Origin of the sequence: Paenibacillus sp. oral taxon 786 str. D14, assembly GCF_000159955.1 — a bacterium.
Taxonomy (GTDB): Bacteria; Bacillota; Bacilli; order Paenibacillales; family Paenibacillaceae; genus Fontibacillus; species Fontibacillus phoenicis.
Window position 1 is genome coordinate 134803 of record NZ_GG695973.1, and the last position, 18791, is coordinate 153593.

The 18791-nt window shown below is 52.0% G+C and carries 13 protein-coding genes and 2 pseudogenes; 2 read left to right on the forward strand and 13 right to left on the reverse strand.

Translation table 11 applies throughout. The annotated features are described in order from the left end of the window. Positions 1–518: pseudogene (locus POTG_RS24685) on the forward strand (transposase); the annotation flags it as partial. A 279-nt stretch (positions 519–797) separates the two neighbouring features. Here the strand turns inward: POTG_RS24685 and POTG_RS07420 are convergent. The 11 genes from POTG_RS07420 to arfA all read right to left on the reverse strand — a co-directional run bounded on the left by POTG_RS07420 (position 798) and on the right by arfA (position 15780). Further along, entirely contained in the window at positions 798–2360 is a 1563-nt protein-coding gene (locus tag POTG_RS07420; RefSeq protein WP_009224207.1) for a response regulator transcription factor, read from the reverse strand. Between the two features lie 278 nt (positions 2361–2638). Further along, positions 2639–3610, reverse strand: coding sequence for a glycoside hydrolase family 43 protein (locus tag POTG_RS07425; protein WP_009224208.1), 972 nt, complete (start codon positions 3608–3610; stop codon positions 2639–2641). Between the two features lie 23 nt (positions 3611–3633). After that, on the reverse strand, positions 3634–6198 hold the full coding sequence (locus POTG_RS07430) for a LamG-like jellyroll fold domain-containing protein (RefSeq protein ID WP_036644775.1): 2565 nt from the start codon (positions 6196–6198) through the stop codon (positions 3634–3636). Positions 6199–6235: 37 nt separating this feature from the next. Continuing rightward, the gene (locus POTG_RS07435; RefSeq protein ID WP_009224210.1) at positions 6236–7726 is read right to left on the reverse strand and encodes an alpha-N-arabinofuranosidase; all 1491 of its coding nucleotides are present in this window, start codon (positions 7724–7726) and stop codon (positions 6236–6238) included. 25 nt (positions 7727–7751) lie between these two features. Further along, on the reverse strand, positions 7752–8597 hold the full coding sequence (locus tag POTG_RS07440; protein WP_009224211.1) for a carbohydrate ABC transporter permease: 846 nt from the start codon (positions 8595–8597) through the stop codon (positions 7752–7754). 48 nt (positions 8598–8645) lie between these two features. After that, complete coding sequence (locus tag POTG_RS07445; protein ID WP_009224212.1) at positions 8646–9521, reverse strand: carbohydrate ABC transporter permease; 876 nt, start codon at positions 9519–9521, stop codon at positions 8646–8648. A gap of 88 nt (positions 9522–9609) precedes the next feature. Beyond that, complete coding sequence (locus POTG_RS07450; protein WP_009224213.1) at positions 9610–10857, reverse strand: extracellular solute-binding protein; 1248 nt, start codon at positions 10855–10857, stop codon at positions 9610–9612. An 87-nt stretch (positions 10858–10944) separates the two neighbouring features. Continuing rightward, positions 10945–11787 carry a carbohydrate ABC transporter permease gene (locus POTG_RS07455; RefSeq protein ID WP_009224214.1) on the reverse strand — a complete coding sequence of 281 codons (843 nt, stop codon included), beginning with the start codon at positions 11785–11787 and terminating at the stop codon, positions 10945–10947. Then, on the reverse strand, positions 11784–12683 hold the full coding sequence (locus POTG_RS07460; RefSeq protein ID WP_009224215.1) for a carbohydrate ABC transporter permease: 900 nt from the start codon (positions 12681–12683) through the stop codon (positions 11784–11786). Before POTG_RS07460 ends, POTG_RS07455 begins: the two co-directional genes overlap by 4 nt. A 59-nt stretch (positions 12684–12742) precedes the next feature. Then, positions 12743–14074: an ABC transporter substrate-binding protein gene (locus POTG_RS07465; RefSeq protein WP_009224216.1), complete on the reverse strand. Its 1332-nt coding sequence runs from the start codon at positions 14072–14074 to the stop codon at positions 12743–12745. 185 nt (positions 14075–14259) lie between these two features. Further along, a complete protein-coding gene (gene arfA / locus POTG_RS07470) occupies positions 14260–15780 on the reverse strand; it encodes an arabinosylfuranosidase ArfA (RefSeq protein WP_036644638.1) in 1521 nt (506 codons plus the stop codon). 377 nt (positions 15781–16157) lie between these two features. On the opposite strand from arfA, the gene POTG_RS07475 reads away from it, so the two are divergent. Then, complete coding sequence (locus tag POTG_RS07475; protein WP_009224218.1) at positions 16158–17075, forward strand: ArsR/SmtB family transcription factor; 918 nt, start codon at positions 16158–16160, stop codon at positions 17073–17075. Between the two features lie 74 nt (positions 17076–17149). On the opposite strand, the pseudogene POTG_RS22700 reads toward POTG_RS07475, so the two are convergent. Continuing rightward, positions 17150–17760, reverse strand: a pseudogene (locus POTG_RS22700) (SDR family NAD(P)-dependent oxidoreductase). Positions 17761–17766: 6 nt separating this feature from the next. After that, entirely contained in the window at positions 17767–18675 is a 909-nt protein-coding gene (locus POTG_RS07490; protein WP_009224220.1) for a DMT family transporter, read from the reverse strand. Positions 18676–18791 lie beyond the last annotated feature (116 nt).

Sequence of the window (18791 nt, forward strand, 5' to 3'; positions counted from 1 at the left end):
GGAATCTGCTCTCTGGAGACGTGAAGGTAAACTGCGATCAGTATGCGTATGATTCGTCGCGTTATCATCCGGCTGCTCAGCCATATGCCACCGCGGTTGTAGCCGGCTGCACGGTCACGGAATATGGCGAGCCGGAGCGGGTGAAGATCCAGCTGATATCGCATAAAAGAGGACAACGTGCCGACCGACATGATCTCGCCGCGTTCATCCATGATCATATTGAAGTCCATACCTCCACCGTTCAGTCGTTCCATTTGGCTTATCGGCTGTATTTGCCCTTGCGGAAAGAAGTAAGAGCCACATGGAACTCGCTTAAGCGCACATATATTGCCTTGGGGCTAACACATTTGCAGGCGTATTTGAATGAGTACACCGTCCGCCGTTACCTGCGCATGACCTTTTCCGAGGAAGAGATGCGCCGGAACCTGTTGCAGATGTGCCTGTCCATTCCAGCGATCCCATACCGTCAGTTAATCGCCCGACAACAAAAATACCCGTCCATTGCAGCAGCGGCTTAATCCACTGCTGAACGAACGGGCTGCTAGGCGTACAGACGTACGAGAATGGTCATTTTCGGGACAGGCTGGCTTATGGATCAGTTGGTGTAGGACTCTTAATTTTTCATCCGAGCGTTTCAGTTTCAGTTTAAATTCTCTCTTTTCTATTTTCTCTTTCTCCACTCCCTGATTCAACGGGATAATCGTCAGAAGAGCGCCGCCGATGGACTATATGCCCCGATAGCAAAGGGCCAATACACACATCAGTGCCCCTTCAAAAAGGAGCCGTATGGAGTAGCATCAGGCATGGTTCATCTGCTTGCGATATGCGGAAGGTGAGGTACCGACATATTTGCGGAATTTGCTGTGAAAATAATCGACATTGGTGTATCCGACCTTTTCGGCCACCTGATAGACCTTCAGGCCTTCCTCTAAATAGTGTTTAGCTTTCTCGATCCGCACCTTGTCGAGGTACGTGTTAAAGTATTCTCCGGTCGTGTTCTTGAACAATTTGCCTAAATATGCGCTGTTATAGTTGAAGATGCCGGAGAGCGTCTCCAATTTGAGGTTTTCGTTATAGTTCCGGTGAATCAGATCCAACATAATTTTGACTTCGCGGTGTTTCCCGTCTTCGCCGAGCTGGTTCATGATCTGCTGCAGCAGATGCTCTGCCTGCCCGTTTAGCTCCAGAATGGAGTAGGCTTTTTGGATTTTCGAGTACCCGTCGGAAAACTCTTTGCTGCGATTTTGCAGCTCCGGCGACTGCTTCAGCGCCTTACTGAAAATCGTGGTCAGCAGCTCCACATAACGGTTCTTTATTTCGTTCTCCATCGCACCTTCAGCCTTATACGCTTCGCCCAGCTGATGCAGCAGAGATTTTACGGCATCGCGATTACCGATATCTACCGCATAAAAGAGCTGCTCGCCCAGCTCTTCGGTCGTAAGCTCCGGTCCCGCACTCGCACCAGCCCCCGCATCCGTTCTGGCAGACAGGCTGTCCGGCGTTAAGATCGTTCCCTGATCAAGGAAGAAATGGCGGCGGACCAAATCACATGCCGTCCGGTACGATTCCCGAATCTCCGCCATGCATCCCACCTTCTCGCCAAGCGCCACGGAATAGCAGATGCCTAAATCGGACAGCTCGGCAGCAAGCTCGCGATAGATCCCCGCAAGCTCCACGGAGAGAAGCGGCTCCTTGAGCAGGACGCCAAACTTGGAATGGATCGCAAACACCCAGCCACGGCCTGTCTCCTCGAACTGCTGAACCAACGCTTTGCGGATCAGCTCGTTAATTCGGGCATCGGTGTCCCCCTCCATTTGCGGGGCTAGCAGCAAAATTTGAAACACCTTGCCGCTGATGCCTACTTCATGAGCCCGCTCGCACAGCGGTGTAGGGTCCTCTTCGTCTTCGCCAGTCAGTACGGACTGGATCAGCGCTTCCCGGTTCCACTCCGTTGTGACGTGCTTCCACTGCTCGGATGCTTTCTCTTCGTCGATCGTCAGCTTGATTTTCCAAAGGTAATCCTTCAACTCATCTTCATCCACCGGCTTCAGCAAATAACCATCCGCCCGGTGGGTCATCGCCTTCTTGGCATAGCTAAAATCTGCGTAACCGCTAAGAATCAAAATATGCAAATTCGGATCTTGTGCGCGAAGCTTCTCGATCAACTGCAGCCCATCCATCCCTGGCATGCGGATATCGGCCACGACCAGATCGGGATGATATTGCTGATATTTTTCCAGCGCTTCATTCCCGTTAGCCGCCATATCCACAACTTCGTAGCCATAGGCGCCCCAATCGATAAAGGTCCGCAGCCCCTCCCTAAGTTTCGGTTCATCGTCAACAATCAGCACTTTAATCATTTTGCATTCCTCCGGCCGGAAAAAAATTTAGTTTTCCCCAGCATTAAATAAAGCGTTTACAATTTAATTATAGGTTAATTTTCGAACAGCTCACAAACATTATTCTGTTCATTTATTGCACTATTTTGATGCCTCGCCAAAAAAAGCTGCCCTACCTCATCCCTAGATGAGTGGTAGAGCAGCCATTCTGCTTCGTCGTGCCGCTAGGAACTCGCGCCGGAGTAATGCACGCTGGAGTAACGCGCACCGGGGTAACGCGCGCCGGGAGTAGTCCAAACCTATGGATTCGTGCGGACCGAGTCGGGTAGCGGCACTCCGAAGTTTGGCGTGCCATCCTCGTTCCATTCCAGAATTTGGGCCCGGGTATGCCGGTTCGGATCGTACAGCGGGTCACCGTCGATCTCCTTGTAATTCCGGGCATGATAGACCAATACGTCCCGCCCGTCCTCCGAGACGGTAAAACTATTATGACCTGGTCCATACTGTCCCGCCGCTTCATTGGTCGCAAACACCGGAAGCGGCGATTTTGACCAGGAGCTAGGGTTCAGCAAATCTGCCGATTCGTCCGCGGTGAGCAGGCCCATACAATAATGATGGTCGGTGGCGCTGGCCGAATAGCTGATGAATATACGCCCGTTCCGCTTCAGTACGGCCGGTCCCTCGTTTACTTTGAAGCCGATCGTTTCCCAATCGTATTCCGGCGTGGAGATCATGACCTGCTCCCCGGTCAACGTCCAAGGGTTGCTCATCCGGGAGATGTAGAGGTTGGAGTTGCCTTCGATACCTGGGTCCTTCTGCGCCCAAACGTAATACCGTTCCCCCCGGTGCTCGAACGTCGTCGCATCCAATGCAAACGACTCCCACCGCGTACGGACTTGCCCTTTCTCCTCCCATACGCCTTCAAGCGGATTGGCGGAGGTGTTCTCCAGCACGTACATTCGGTGATCAAACAATCCTTCGTTCGTCTCGGTCGTTCGCGCGGCGGCAAAATAGATATACCATTTTCCGTCGATAAAATGGATTTCCGGAGCCCAAATATTGGCGCTCAGCGGGCCGGTATCATATTTGCGCCAGGCCACCACCGGCTTGGCATCCCCCAATCCTTGCAGCGTCTTGGACCGGCGAATTTCGATCCGGTCATACTCAGGTACCGAAGCCGTAAAGTAATAATACCTGTCCTGATGCTTATAAACCCATGGATCCGCCCGTTGCTCCACGATTGGATTTCGATATTCCTGCGTGTTCTTCATCTTGGTTTCTCCTTCTCTTTCTGTCATCTCGTTACGCTCTGGCCTTCCTCATACAGCTTGCGGACCACCGCTTCTGGAATCGGCACGTCGTAAACCCGGAGTTCATCCATCTTCCCTTGGAAAGGGGGATCCCACCAATTCACCCCTAGGCTGAACATACCTTGATTATCCGTGAAGATATCCGGGAATCCCGTTCCCGTAAACTTCAGTTCCCCGTCAACGTACACCTTCACGTTCCCGGCATCGACGGTAAAGGCTACGTGATGCCACGCTCCCGCCGAGATCCGCGAACCCGTTGTCCCGTCATACCAGGCTTCACCGGACCACAGCATCGTGTTATGATCCCAGGAATCCGGCACGAGGCTGATCCAGCTTGTATTGGATTTCGCCCCAAAGAAACTGGTCGTAAATTGGGTAAATTGCTGCGGATGCAACCAGAGGGAAACCGAATAACGGTTCCCTTGAATCAGACTGTCATCCAGCCGAATGCCGGATGTACCATCAAACTCGGCGGCTAACCCCTGCACTCCATCCGTAAAAGTGATCGCTCCGCCTTCGGTATCAAGCTTTGCCCCGGTCACCGCTCCATCGCCAAACCGTCCTTCGACCTCCGATAAATTCCCCTCAAAGCGATAGTGGGCTCGCAGTCCATAGTTAAGATCAATCGGAGCAACGACGATCTCAAACGTCTTGACGGCTTTCGCTTTCCCCTTCGTGATCGTTGCGGTTAACGTAGCGGGAGCATCGGCTTCTCCCGCATCGGGCGGGTGAATGACCCCGGTCTCGGAAATGACGCCTGGATCGGAGGTGGACCAGACGATTTGAGCCCCATGCGTCCCTTCCAATGGCAATGTCAGGTTGTTCATGACTTTGCTGGTATCGCCGAGCGTTAAGGCTTCCTGCACCGCCTTAACGACCTGGCGGTCGTTCATCTCCGGCTGCTGAATGCCCCAAATGGCGGTGCCTTCGCGAGAGATGGCCGTAAAGGTCATCGTCTCCCGCCCTTGGTTCTCGTCCCAGCCTTTGACGAATACGCCGTGGTAAGTTACTCCCTCAAGGGTCAGCTCCGCTCCATAGGAGCCGTTTAGCTTCCAGGTTCCGGTTATCGAACCCGAAATCGTATGGTCTTTGTTCAAAGTAAGGTGGACCGAAGTAGGGACCTCACCGGAATAGCCAAGCCCATGATTCACGAACTGATAGTTGCCGACCACCTTGGAGGCCGTCACTTTCTGCAGGGATTCCCCGGCGTAACGCGTCGGTGCCATGACCAGCCACCCGTTTTGGTTCATAAACAGCTGGTGCACCCTGACTTCGTGAACCTCTCCCCGTTGCGGGAAGCGAGTATGGAACACCGAGAAATATCGCTTCGTCTTCTCGTCATAAAATAGCGAGTTATGCCCTGGCGAAGCATAACCGTAACCGATTCCCGTGCCGGGATCGCCTATTTTGCGGTCGAACAGGAAATTGCCGACCATTTTGATGCCGTACGGCGCGTTATCCGTATCGCTGGGCAGCACGGCATTTTGTCCGGCCGCATCGAGATAAGGGCCGTCTGGACGTTTCGCCCGGAACTGCCGCAGGTTGTAGCCGCCGTTCGCCCCCAGCCAACCATAGGAAACGTTCAAATAGTAGTATCCCGAAGTTTTATCGTATAAAATGTAGGGCCCTTCGCCGGACTTCGTATAGCCTCCGGCAATTTTGGTGCCGAAATAGCGGTCTACAAGGCGTCCGTCAGCCGTTGTGCCGTCTTTGCCAGGATATTTCACCTGACCGGTGACCGGATCCAACTCGACGATAAAGATTCCGCCGGACCAGGAGCCGTACGTCATCCACAGCTTGCCGTCCTTATCGAAGAACAAAGCGGCGTCAATTGCGTTCGGATACATGGCATTATTATAGGAACCGTCGCTGTTAAACCAATTCGGATTGGCCTCCTTCAGCCTTCCCTGGTCCACCAGCTGCTTGAGGTTCGTATTCGTCCACTTCTTATCGACCCGGCTGTTCTCGTCATACGCCGTCTCCTTCGTAAACCCGGAGTAAATAACCGTGTCCACGTAGGTGTAGGGGCCTTCGATATTTTTGGATACCGCATAACCAATCGCGGAGCGGATATAGGTGGACGAAGCGCTGTAATACATCATATAAGCGCCCCTCGTTCCGTCCGCATTCCGGTATTTCTCATTCCAGATCACGCCCGGCGCCCAGACCGCATACCCGCCTTTACTGTCGGCATCGTCCTCTCCCGCCCAAGCGAACGAACCGGCCAGATTTTGAGACAGATCGCCGTAGATCACGTTCCCCGGGGTTTGATAGCCGTTGGTAAACGTCGTCCAATTCATCAAATCGGTTGATTTGGCGGCTTCGATATGCGACCCAAAGACATAATAGGTCGAGCCGGCCTTGACGATGTTCGGATCGTGGACCGAGACATTGGTAAACGCGGGCGGTCGCTTTTTCCCCGAGGCCCCTCCCGCACTCTCGCTTTCCGTTGCCCCGCGTTTCCCGGCATCCGTATCGCCGCTGCTCGCCCACCCTTCGGCAGGGATGAGCATCGTGAAGATCAAGAGTAAACCCAGGCACTTAACCATACTTTTCAACGGACTTCCCTCCTTCATAAGGTTTAGGTTATGATTTGATGATCAAGGTTACCAGTGACATGGCCGGCATTTTCACGTGCAGCGTGTCACCGGCTACGTGAACGTCCCGGAGCGGAACCGGCGTAACCACATCCGGTTGCTCAAACGTATTGTGTGCATTCATCGTTGCAGCCGTTAACAAAGTTCCCGAAACCGAAGCCCATTCCGCGTGATTTCCTCGCAACTCGAGACTGACCTCCGCAGCCTGTCTCGGATCGATATGAACCAAGCTGATCTGAATGTCGCCTTGGGCGTTCTTCGAGGCGGACACCGACAGGGCCGGAAGTGTGTCGTCGCCATTCGCCGAAGCAACCAGCGATGACTCGGTCGACAACAGCTCTGCTCCTTGATGGACCTTGAACATATCAAACGCATGATACGTCGGCGTTAGGATCATCCGCTCACCTTCTGTTAAAATCATCGCTTGCAGGACGTTGACGGTCTGGGCGATGTTCGTCATCTGCACCCGGTCGGCGTGATGATGAAAGATGTTGAAGTGAAGCCCGGCCACCAGTGCGTCACGGATCGTGTTTTGCTGATACAGAAATCCCGGATTCGTGCCCGGCTCAACGTCGTACCAAGTGCCCCACTCATCGATAATCAAGCCGATACGCTTCTCGGGATCGTACCGATCCATGATCGTACTGTGCTTCGCAATTAATTCGTCCATGTGCAGCGCTTTTTTCATGGTCACGAACCACTCGTCCTCTGAAAAATCCAGCGCCGAACCCTTCCCCAGCCAGAAATCGCCGGGAATCGTGTAATAATGCAGGCTTAACCCGTCCATGAGCCCGCCGGCCTGTTGCATCAGCACTTCGGTCCAGCGATAATCGTCCACATTGGCCCCGCCGGCGATTTTATATATCCGGTTATCCCCATAATTGCGGACGTAGGTTTGATAGCGGCGATACAAATCGGCGTAATATTCCGGACGCATGTGGCCGCCGCATCCCCAATTCTCATTTCCGATGCCAAAATAGGTCAGCTTCCACGGCGCGCTCCTGCCATTCTCCTTACGCCAATTCGCCATCGGGGATTCGCCGTCAAATGTCATATACTCGACCCATTCGGACATTTCTTGAACCGTGCCGCTCCCCACATTCCCGCAAATATACGGCTCGCATTCCAGCAGCTCGCATAGCAGCATAAATTCATGCGTCCCGAAGTGATTGTTCTCGATAACGCCGCCCCAATGGGTGTTGACCATCCGCTTGCGGGCTTCCCTCGGGCCTACGCCGTCCTTCCAGTGATACTCATCCGCAAAACATCCGCCGGGCCAACGAAGCACCGGAACCTTGATCCGCTTCAACGCCTCCAGCACGTCGTTACGTATCCCTTGCGTGTTGGGAATCGGGGAATCTTCTCCGACCCAAATCCCCTCATAGATGCATCTGCCCAAATGCTCGGCAAAATGACCGTAAATATTTTTGTTGATGACCGCTTTCGTCACGTCCGTTTGAATGATCACTTTGTTGTTCACGGTTTTTCCTCCACCCTAAATTCATTTATCCTTTAATGCCTGAATTCAGATTGATCGATTGAATAAAGTATTTTTGCGCAAAAACAAACAGCAGCAGCGTTGGAATGATGGCCAACATGGCCGAACCCATAAGCTGTCCGATCATGCGATAGTTGCCGTAGATATCCTGAAGCAGCAGCAGTCCCGCAGTCACCGGCATTTTGTCCACGTCGGTATAGACGATGACCGGCCAGAGGAAGTCGTTCCAGGAGCCGACAAATGAGAACAGGCCGCAAACGATGAGGATCGGCTTGATAAGCGGCAGGATGATGTACGAGTAGATCCGAAAATCTCCGGCCCCGTCAACCCGGGCGGATTCATCCAGGTCGGTCGGAATCCCTTTCAGAAACTGCCTGACCAGAAAGATGTTGCCCATACCCGCCAAACCCGGAATAATCATCGCCCATGCGGTATTCACCCAGCCGAAAATATCGATGATTTTGTAAGAGGGGATAATGTTGACGACTCCCGGAAAGAAGGAAATGCCCAGCAATGTAAAAAACAGCGTGTCTCTGCCTTTAAAGTTCATTCGAGCATACCCGTAACCCGTGATGGAGATGATCACGATCACGAGGAACGTATGTGTCACCGCAATGAATACGGAGTTCGTCAGCCAGCGCAGGATCGGAGCCGTGGACGTATTCTCCAGAATCGTCACGTAATTGTCCAGGATCCATTCCACGGGAAGCAAACGGAAGCCCGTTGACACCACTTCGGATTGGGAGCGGAAGGAAGTCGAAATCCCAAATAACACGGGAATGACCCAAATGACGCACAGGAGGATCAAATACAGGTATGCGATATACTTCGATATGCTGATTTTCTTCGACATCTTGATTTACACCTTACCTCTCGTTTCCATAATCCATCACAGGATGCGTCAATTGGCGTTTCGGTTCATGACGTAATACTGCAGCGCCGAAATGACCAAAATGACCATGCCTAGCAGCACCGCCATCGCGGATGCCATGCCGGCAATCGATTCGCCATGACCAAACGCTAATTGACGGATGTACATCATGAGAACATGCGTCGATTGCCGCGGTCCGCCATCCGTCATCATTAAAGGTTGGCCAAAGACGTTAAAGGCCCCGGCAGTGGTCATGACAAAGGTATAAATGAGCGGAAAACGGATCGACGGCAAGGTGATGCTGAAGAATCGCCGGGTCGCGCCGGCTCCGTCGATCTCGGCGGCTTCGTACAAGTCTTTGGATACCCCGGCAATCGAGGCGCGGTAAATAATCATGTTCCCGCCAACCCCGCCCCATACGGTGATCACAAAAATAATGATCCAAGCATAAGGCTGCGTCGCCGCCCAAGCGACCTGCGAATGGAAGATGTTCCCCGTAATCCCCAGCTGTTTGTTAAAGATAAGCAGCCAGATCAAAGCGGCAGCGGAAATGGAAATCAAGCCCGGAATGTAAATAATGGACTGGATGATGCCCTTCAATTTGACCTTCTTATGCTCCAAGGCGACGGCCACCGACAATGGGATGACGATCAACAGCGGAACGCTGATCACGACAAAAATGAGGGTATTCCGAAGCCCGTTTACGAATTGGGTGTGGAAGGTCGAGGTTTCATCAAATAGGATCGTTTTGTAGTTAGCCCATCCGACCCAGGTCGGATCGTTCATCAAGTTCCACTGAGTAAACGAAGCATATATCCCGTATACGGTCGGAATCAGAATGAAGATCAGGAACAAAACCAGGTGCGGACCCACAAAGAAAAACGGCGCAAAGGATTTCTTGTTCATCGCCTTTCCATATCTCCTTTTGGAAAAATCATGTGCCAGACGCATCGTTCCGGCACATGATTTCTTTCTGTTTATCTAGAACGCAGGCTCAGCTTGCACTGCCCGTAGTGCTCTCGGCAATCTTGTCCTCGACGAACTTCTGCATCGTCTGCAGCGTATCATCCAGATCGACGTTGCCGCGAACGATATCCGCGCAATAGGTATCAACCGCTTCGGCGATGTAAGGGTAATATTCGTAGGTATAAATATAAAGGGACTGGGTCTCCTTCTCATTGGAGGTGAAGAAGGATTGCATATATTGCTGATATTCCGGACTTTCGATCACTTGTTTACTCGCCACGATTTGACCTGCTTTCGCCCATTCCAAGGAGTTCGCGCGGATGAATTCCAGGAAAGCGCCGATGCCGGCTTCTTTCTCATCCGATCGATCGTCATTTTTCAGCATCGCAAACAGGTGGGACGAAGCGCGGTTCGTGAACTTGTCCGGCGTCGGAGAATAGATGTTCGTCACCCCGAAGTTTAGACCCTCAACCGCAGCATGGGCCGTAGAACTCCAAGTACCGTCCGTCGAGAACAAGACGTTGCCGGATTGGAACATTAAGTAGCCGTCTTCGCCAAATGGGGTCATCAACCCGGCATCGGCAATTTTCTTCACCTCTTCGAAGGCTTGTCTCATCACCGGCGTATTCACAGCCGGCTTGCCGTTTTCTTGGATGTCTCCTCCCAGGTTTTGCACTTGAGCTAAAATCACCCAGCCGAGCAGCGCATCATTGACAACGTAATCACCATCCTCCAGCTTGCCTTGAAGCGACAGCATTTCGTCGATGGTAACCACGTCGTCGTCCAAGAAGGATTCCGCGTTGTACTTCTTGAGCAGATCCTTGTTGTAATACATCGTGTTGCTATGAATGTCGAGCGGAACGGTATACTGCGTGCCATCGATGTTCCCCGTCGCCCAAGCCTGCGGAAGGTAGTTCTCCTCCTTAATTTCCGGCTGCGCGGCAATCGCACCGCCGATAGGTTCCAGCACGCCTTGCTTCACAAAGCCGGGAACACGGTCCGCGTGGATGATCGCCAAATCAGGAACCCCTTTGCCAGAGTTGAGCACCGTGGAAATTTTGGTATACATGTCTGCGGTAATCACATGCTTCACTTTGAACTCGGGATTGGTAGCGTTGTAATCCTTGACCAATTGATCCATGTAAGCTCCGTCATCGCCGGTTAACGGCGTCCAGAAAGTAATCGTCTTCTTGTCCGAGCCGCTGCTGCATCCAGATAGTACTGTCACGCTTAAAAGAACTAAAACCAAAGATAAATACAACCACTTCGTTTTCATGTTTCTTCCCCCGTTTTGAATAATTAATATGATATGAAATCGGCCGGCGCTGAAGCCGTCCGCAAACGTCCGCAGCGCAGGGCCGTTCTATCCTTTCACCGCTCCTGCCGTCATCCCGTCGATAAAGTATTTTTGGAAGGCAACAAACAAGATGAAGATCGGAATGATGGAGAAAAAGGAACCAACAATCAGCAAATCATAGTTGTTCCCGTAAGGGGTTAGCAGCGTCTTGAGCCCAATCGGCAACGTGTATTTATTGGCATCGCTGAGCACCATAAACGGCCACAGGAAGTTGTTCCAGCTGTTCATACCGTTGAGAATGGCCATCGCGGCAAAAGAAGGCTTCATCACCGGCAAGATGATCCGCACGTAGATTCCGTACTCACTCGCTCCGTCGACGCGTCCTGCGGCGATAATTTCCCGGGGAATTCCCCGCAAATACTGCCGGAAGAAGAAGATCGTCGCCGCGCTGGCGATCCCCGGCAGAATAATGGCCGAATACGAGTTCATCAGCCCGATATCGTACGTTAACGTATACAGCGGCAGGAGCAGAATCTCGAACGGAACCATCATGATCAGCAGGACGCAGATGAACAGGGTATTTTTCCCTTTAAATTCATAAGCCGAAAACCCGTACGCCACCGTAGCACTGACCAGCAGCGTCACCGTGACTTGGACGACCGTCAGCAGCAGCGAATTGAAAAACCATAAGAAATAGGAATGATTGCCCGTAAACAAGTAAACAAAGTTATCCAAGCTCATGACCGATAGATCAAACTTCAGGTTCAGCCCGTACCGGATCAAATCCTCCCCAGGCTTAAAGGAAGCCAGCGTAACGGCATAAAACGGCAGAAGCACCAGCACGCACAGGAAGGCGAAAAACACGAACAAAACGATCTTGATCAGCAAGCCACGCTTCGATTTCGTCATGCTTCCTCCTCCTTCTTAAACATGCCGGTAAAGGCCAACTGCGTCAGGTTAATCACCATCGTAATGACGAGAAGCACGATGCCGACGGCGGCCGCATACCCCAGATTGTTCTTCTCGATCCCTTGACGGTATAAGTAGCCCACGATGGTCAAGCCGATATTTTTCGGAGAATTGTTGCCGTTCCAGAGCATCATACTTTCGATAAACATCGCCAGACCGGCATAGATGCTGATCGTTAAGACATATATCGTCGTTGGCTTCAACAGCGGCATCGTGATCTTCGTAAATCGCTGGATGGGAGAGGCGCCATCGATTGAAGCGGCTTCGTAGTATTCGTCGGGAATATTTTTGAGTCCAGATAAGAAGTAAAGCATGTTTACCCCGGTCCATCTCCAGGTCGCCAGCGCCAATAAGGCGATAAAGCCGGTCGTTTGTCCTTTCAGGAATTTGATCGGCTCCACGCCAAACAAGCCCAAGAAGCTGTTGATGAGCGACCCTTCCATTTCACCGAACATCAGTCGGAAGATCGTCCCGGCCACCACCACCGACGTCAGCGCCGGGAAGAAAAACGAGGACTTGAAAAATTCCCTCGCCCACATGAACTTGTTGTTGATCAAAACGGCAAACAACATCGGAAACGGGATCAGGATCACCAAGGTTAAGACCATGTAGATGGCGCTGTTTGTCACTGCCTTGAGGAAGACCCCGTCGCCCATCAATTTCTCGTAGTTGTCTATGCCAATCCACGCTGCTTCCTGACCCAGGGTCACTTTCTGGAAGCTCATCCCAAAGGAGCTGATCAGCGGATACACCCAAAAGATGAGGAAAACGAGCACAAACGGCAACACAAATACGTAAGGAGCAACCTTTTGCGAGTAAAGGAATTTTTTAACCATCGCCCTACCCCTTTTTAAACAGAGCTACTCCCGAAGGAGTAGCTCGCTGCTTATTTCGATTACTTCAGCTCCTGCTCGATTTGCGCTTGCGCATCATCCAGAGCTTGCTTGATATCCTTCCCGTCTTCAAAAATCTCGTTTAACGTCACCGTGCAAAGCACGTTATTGATCGTCGGCGACGCCGAGGTGGATTTAATCAATCGGATTTCGTCCTTGATGTCGTTCAGCACGTCAAATGGATTATTAATGAAGTATTGGACAAACTGGTTGTCCGGGTTATGAGTAACGTCCTTCATCTCCCAAACGTCCATGTTGACCGGGTCAAAGCCCAGCGTATTCCAGATTTCAATATTGGCATCCTCCGACAATTTGGCGAATGCGAGGAAATCCTTGGCCAGCTCGATGTCTTTGGCCGTTTTGGTCACGACCGTCCCGGTTCCGCCGCCGCCGACCGAACGCGGCATCCCTTCTTTGATGACCGGAATCGGGGCGATCGCGATTTTGCCGGAGAGGTCCTTCATATAGTTCGTGTATCTCGACATTTGCCACAGCGGCATGAAAGCGGTCGCATAGTTGCCCGCATTAAACTCTCCGTACGCTTCCTCCGTATCGGGCTGCCCGCCGGCGATGGTGGCGATGACATGGTTGTCTTGCAGGTCTTTCAGCAGGGTGAGCGCCTTCACTACGGGCTCCGAGTTAACGATCGGGTTCCCGGCGTCATCGGTGAAATCTGCACCTTGCTGTGCCAGCAGCTGGGAAAGCTGCCATGTTGCACTCGTATCGGCGGTGCCCATGTACTTGCCCGTTTTCTCATACACTTGAATTCCGGCTTTTTTGAAATCTTCCCAGGTCACAATCGACTTGTAATCCACTCCGGCTTCTTCTAAAATTTCCGTGTTGTAGAACGCCACCGAGGCGCCAACGTGGGTCGGGATACCGTAATTCACGCCGTCCTTGCTGTAGAGGTCGATTCTGGACTTGACGATCGTGTCCCGGTACGGGTCGATGACGTCATTTAATTCAACCAGCTGCGGCGTCCCGGCCAAGAAGTCCGGGAATTTGCCCAGCTCGATATCGGCGATGTCCGGCGCACCAACGCCCGTCTGCACGGCGATCGATAATTTGTTGTGCATGTCGTCGTATGGCATCACCGTGACGTTCAGCTTGATTTGCCGATCCGGATTGGCGGCGTTCCATTTCTCCAGCATTTTCTCAAAATGTTGTCCATGCAGTTCCACGAACGTCCAATAGGAAAGCTCTATCGCGTCTTCCCCCGCGCCGCCGTCCAACACGGAGGTTTCTCCCCCCGCTGTGGTTGACGTCTTGCCGCAGCCCCACAGCCATGTGGCCATCGTTAACACGAACAGCACAATCCAAACCTTTTTCTTCATCCTTGACCCTCCCTGACAAAATAAAATCTACACACTCCACTTACAGTCGGTTATCTCCCACTTCTCTAGTAGAACCGATGGTCAATCGATGACCCGAAGAAGCGCTCACCGGTTGTGGATAGCTAGGTGTTGTCATCGTCTCAAAGGGTGAATGAAGCAGTTGCTTCCCAGAAGCGTCGGTTTCCTTAAGCTCTCGCTTGACCCAGGCGAATCACGTTCCAGGAAGCTTTAGCTAAACAGGCTTTCACATAACCGTCCTGGCATACCGCATTTCCTCCGGTGTGAGGCTTCACATTTTCCTGGTCCGCCGTATTTACGGCCTTCAGGTCTTCGTGCTCCAGCACAAGATGCTCGATCACACGGTAGCCTTCGAACCCGCGAATATCGCAATCCAGCTCAAGAGCTTCCTCCAAATGGCGGTTCACCGCAAAAATCGTCAACGTCTCGTCTGCTTCGTTATATACAACCGCGCTGTCCAAATACGGAACATCGGTATAATCCTTAGCGTCGTATACCGGGGAGTCGACAACCGGCTGCAGCGAAACGCCCCGTCCAAAGAGCGATGCATGCATGTAAGGATAATAGATCGTCTGCTTCCAGGACCGCCCGCCATTCTCCGTCATGATCGGGGCGATGACGTTCACCAATTGGGCCATGCAGGCCATCTTCACCCGATCGGCGTGGCGCAGGAACGTAATCAGCATGCTTCCGACCAGCAAAGCGTCCTCGAAGTTATAGACATCCTCCAGCTGCGGCGGCGCAATTCCCCAAGGCTCCAGCTTGGCGTCGGCATCGTTGGAATGGTACCAAACGTTCCACTCGTCGAAGCTGAGGTACATCGTTTTTTTGCTGCGTTTCTTCGCTTTGACATAATCGCAGGTGGAAATCACCGTACGAATGAAGTGGTCCATATCCATCGAACGGGCGAGGAAGTTCGCCGTATCGTTGTCCCGGTTGCCATAGTATTGATGCAGGGAGATATAGTCGGCCACCTCGTAGGTATGCTCCAGCGTTACCGCTTCCCATTCCGGGAACGTTGGCATCGACGAGCTGGAGCTGCCGCAGGACACCAGCTCGATATCGGGATCGACCAGTCGCATCGCCTTTGCCGTCTCATAGGCGAGCCGGCCGTATTCCTGCGGCGTCTTCTGTCCGATTTGCCAAGGACCGTCCATCTCGTTGCCCAGACACCAGGTCCGGATCTTATGGGGCTGCTCGTAACCATGGCTGCGACGCAAATCGCTCCAGTAGCTGCCCCCCGGATGGTTGCAGTATTCCAGCAGGTTGCGGGCCGCATCAACGCCGCGGGTCCCCAGATTCACCGCCATCATCACTTCGGCACCAACCTCTTTGGCCCATCCGGCAAACTCGTTCGTGCCTACCCAATTCGGTTCAACCGTCCTCCAGGCCAACTCCAAGCGTTTCGGCCTCGATTCAACCGGACCAACCCCATCCTCCCAGTTATACCCGGAAACGAAATTCCCGCCGGGATACCGGATGATCGGGACGCCCAGCTGTTTAACCAGCTCCTTTACGTCGTTTCGGAATCCATGTTGATCTGCTTCCGGATGCGAAGGCTCATAAATCCCCCCGTAGACTGCCCGGCCCAAATGTTCAATAAAGGAGCCGTAAATGCGCCGATCTACTTCCGCAATTTTAAAGGCTTTGTCGATGACCATCGTTGCTCGCGGTGCTGTTGATGACATGTTGACCACCTTCCGTTTTAGTAAATATTAAATTATTTCGAATAACCTTGAATGAATCCGTTTACAGGTATAAAATAACATATGAAATTGGGGTTGTAAATATATTTATCTAAAACATTTTATGCTTATATAAAATTAACGAGGCAAACGATTCCATACCCCGTGAAAATGCTGAAAAACCGCCTGAAAATTCAATGAAACAATGAAATTTAGTTTAAAATATTTTAAAATTAAGCGTGCGTTTACTACAAATTTAATCTATTTTCTGAACCTGATTTACATTTTTTGATTTGATGCTTTATTAAACGACTGAGTTAGTTTATAATTATCTAAAATAAAACTACCCACTATTTATTGGAAGAAGGTTCGAATATCCGATGATCTATATTAAGGATTTGATGAGCGGGATCGACATTTTTAAAGCGTTAAGCTCGGAGATCAGGATTCAAATCCTCGAACTGCTGGCCAAAAATCAGGCCTTAAACCTCAACGACCTGGCTACCAAGCTGGGCTTAAGCAACGGGGCGATTACGATGCACATCAAGAAGCTGGAGGAAAGCGGCCTGATCGAAATCAATACTTCTGTTGGCAAGCATGGCATTCAGAAGATTTGTTATTTGAACAAAGACAAGCTGATGGTCGACCTCCGGAGCAAGGATGTCGACAATTTATACGAAGTGGAAATCCAGGTGGGCCATTACAGCAATTATCATGCGGTCCCTACCTGCGGTTTGGCTACGAAGGACAGCATCATCGGCGATTTCGACGATCCACGTTACTTCGCCGATCCGCAGCGAATCGACTCGGAGATTATTTGGTTGTCCGAGGGCTTCCTGGAATACCGCATCCCGAATTACCTGAAGCCAAACCAGACGTTCCGGGAAATTCAATTCTCGATGGAGCTGGGCTCCGAGGCGCCCGGGTATTGCGATAACTATCCGTCTGACATCTATTTTTACTTGAACGGTGTCGAAATCGGTTTCTGGACGAGTCCGGGGGATTTCGGTGACGCACGCGGCACGTTTAATCCGGATTGGTGGCCGCCGCACTTGAACCAGTACGGGATGCTGAAGCTGATCCGCATTAACAATGAGGGCAGCTTTATCGACGGATGCCGCATCTCCGACGTTACGCTGGAACAGATCAAGCTGGATTACAAAAGCGAGCTGACGTTCCGCATCGCCGTCACCGACAAGCCGATCAACAAGCGCGGCCTGACCATCTACGGCAAGAACTTCGGCAATTACAGCCAGGACCTGCTGGCTCGGGTGCTGTATGATGTGAAGGAGCAATAGCAACAATCCAAAAAATCAGCCTCCAGGTTATCGTTAGGTCCTGAAGGCTGATTTTTTTCATAATGAGTATCTTCTTACATCGTTTGCCCGTTGTCGATGGTGAGGATCTGTCCTGTCATCGAAGGCTGCTCCAGAACCGACGAGATGAGTGCGGCGATCTCCTCCGGCGCAGCGATTCGGTCCAAAGGCAGTTGGGAAGTTAGCGACCGCCTCTGCTCTCATCCGACCCACCAACGCGTGCTGACTGCTCCAGGAGCTACACCGGTCACGCGTACATCCGGCACCAAAGCATGGGCCAGCGATTTGGTCAAACCGTTCACCGCCGCCTTGGATACCGCATACGGGAGCGAGGAGCCTTTGCCCGTGATTCCTGCGATGCTGCCCACGTTTACGATCGCCCATGGCAATATACCGGGTGATGCTGGCGTTATTGACCAGGTAATCGATCGTTCCAAATTGCTTGACGATTTGGGCGACCATAGAGATGACCCTCGTTGCTTGAGACGTCGGCTCGGATCGCGATCGCCCGGCCGCCAAATTGCTGAATAGCTTGCACGGTCTCTTGGGTCTCCGCCTCCGAACGGGAATAATTGACGGCAACAATCACCCCGCGTTCGGCCAGCAGCGTCGCTGTCGCCCGGCCGATCCCCGTACCCCCCCCCGGTAATAAGAACAACCTTGTTATGGTAACTCATGCTTCCATCTCCTCCTGCATGCGAAGTACACTCGATTTGTTTTCTTGAGCCGGTTGGCTGTTAATGCTCCCCTGCCAATTCACCAAGAATACCCCCACACAGGTTAAAGCTCCGCCAAGATAGACGTACCACGAGATCTGTTCGCCAAGCAGCAGCCAGCTGAAAATGACGCTAAAGATCGGCACAAGGAACAGGAATAAGCTGGTTTTGCCTGGATCGCTATGGCTGAGCAAATAAAACCAGGTCGTAAATTGAATAATGAAACAAAATAGGACGAGCCAAAGAACCACAGACGCCGACGTAAGGTTCAGCTCAAAGCTTGGTTTCTCCCCTGCAAAGCTGAAGATCAGCATCACGCCGCCGAGCAGCATTTGGTAGGCGGCCAGCACTCTTTTGTCAAACGCCGGACCGATGTGATTAATGATCAACGTGGCAACCGTGAAGCTGGCTGCTCCCGCCAAGGCAAAGACCATGCCGGGGTTTACGCTCAAGTGTATCCCAAAGGTGATGACAACGCCGATAAACCCAATTACCACGCCAAACCATTGCCTTACGCGATAGGCTGTACCCATCAAAGCCCCCCAAAGGATAAGCATCAGCGGGCTGGTGCTTGAGATGATCGCCGACTCCCCAGAGGTGATCCAACGCATACTGTAGGCGGTGAAGCCCATCACCCCAACCGATTGGAACAAACCGAGCAGCAAAATTTGCAGCCAAGACTTCGCACCTCTCGGTTGAGGTCTTTTGGCGCTGAATACGGCGAGCAATCCCCCGGCGAACAAAAAGCGGAGCCCCATCAGCATGAGCGGGGTGGTATGCATCATCCCCAGCTTGGCAGCCGGATACGCCGTCCCCATCAAGAAAGTGGTCAGCAACAGCAGACCGGTATATTTGTATATATTCACGTTGTCGTTTCCTCCTTAGGCGTCAGTTTCATGATTTGTATTGTGTCGGAGGTTTTTAATTATGTATAATGATTGATAAAGATATCTGATATCATTATTAGTGATTACAGAGCACC

What these genes read in the sequence shown, in the direction of transcription:
- POTG_RS07420 (WP_009224207.1), bottom strand. Translation starts at nt 2,360, where the DNA reads ATGATTAAAGTGCTGATTGTTGACGATGAACCGAAACTTAGGGAGGGG.
- POTG_RS07425 (WP_009224208.1), bottom strand. Translation starts at nt 3,610, where the DNA reads ATGAAGAACACGCAGGAATATCGAAATCCAATCGTGGAGCAACGGGCG.
- POTG_RS07430 (WP_036644775.1), bottom strand. Translation starts at nt 6,198, where the DNA reads ATGGTTAAGTGCCTGGGTTTACTCTTGATCTTCACGATGCTCATCCCT.
- POTG_RS07440 (WP_009224211.1), bottom strand. Translation starts at nt 8,597, where the DNA reads ATGTCGAAGAAAATCAGCATATCGAAGTATATCGCATACCTGTATTTG.
- POTG_RS07445 (WP_009224212.1), bottom strand. Translation starts at nt 9,521, where the DNA reads ATGAACAAGAAATCCTTTGCGCCGTTTTTCTTTGTGGGTCCGCACCTG.
- POTG_RS07450 (WP_009224213.1), bottom strand. Translation starts at nt 10,857, where the DNA reads ATGAAAACGAAGTGGTTGTATTTATCTTTGGTTTTAGTTCTTTTAAGC.
- POTG_RS07455 (WP_009224214.1), bottom strand. Translation starts at nt 11,787, where the DNA reads ATGACGAAATCGAAGCGTGGCTTGCTGATCAAGATCGTTTTGTTCGTG.
- POTG_RS07460 (WP_009224215.1), bottom strand. Translation starts at nt 12,683, where the DNA reads ATGGTTAAAAAATTCCTTTACTCGCAAAAGGTTGCTCCTTACGTATTT.
- POTG_RS07465 (WP_009224216.1), bottom strand. Translation starts at nt 14,074, where the DNA reads ATGAAGAAAAAGGTTTGGATTGTGCTGTTCGTGTTAACGATGGCCACA.
- arfA (WP_036644638.1), bottom strand. Translation starts at nt 15,780, where the DNA reads ATGTCATCAACAGCACCGCGAGCAACGATGGTCATCGACAAAGCCTTT.
- POTG_RS07475 (WP_009224218.1), top strand. Translation starts at nt 16,158, where the DNA reads ATGATCTATATTAAGGATTTGATGAGCGGGATCGACATTTTTAAAGCG.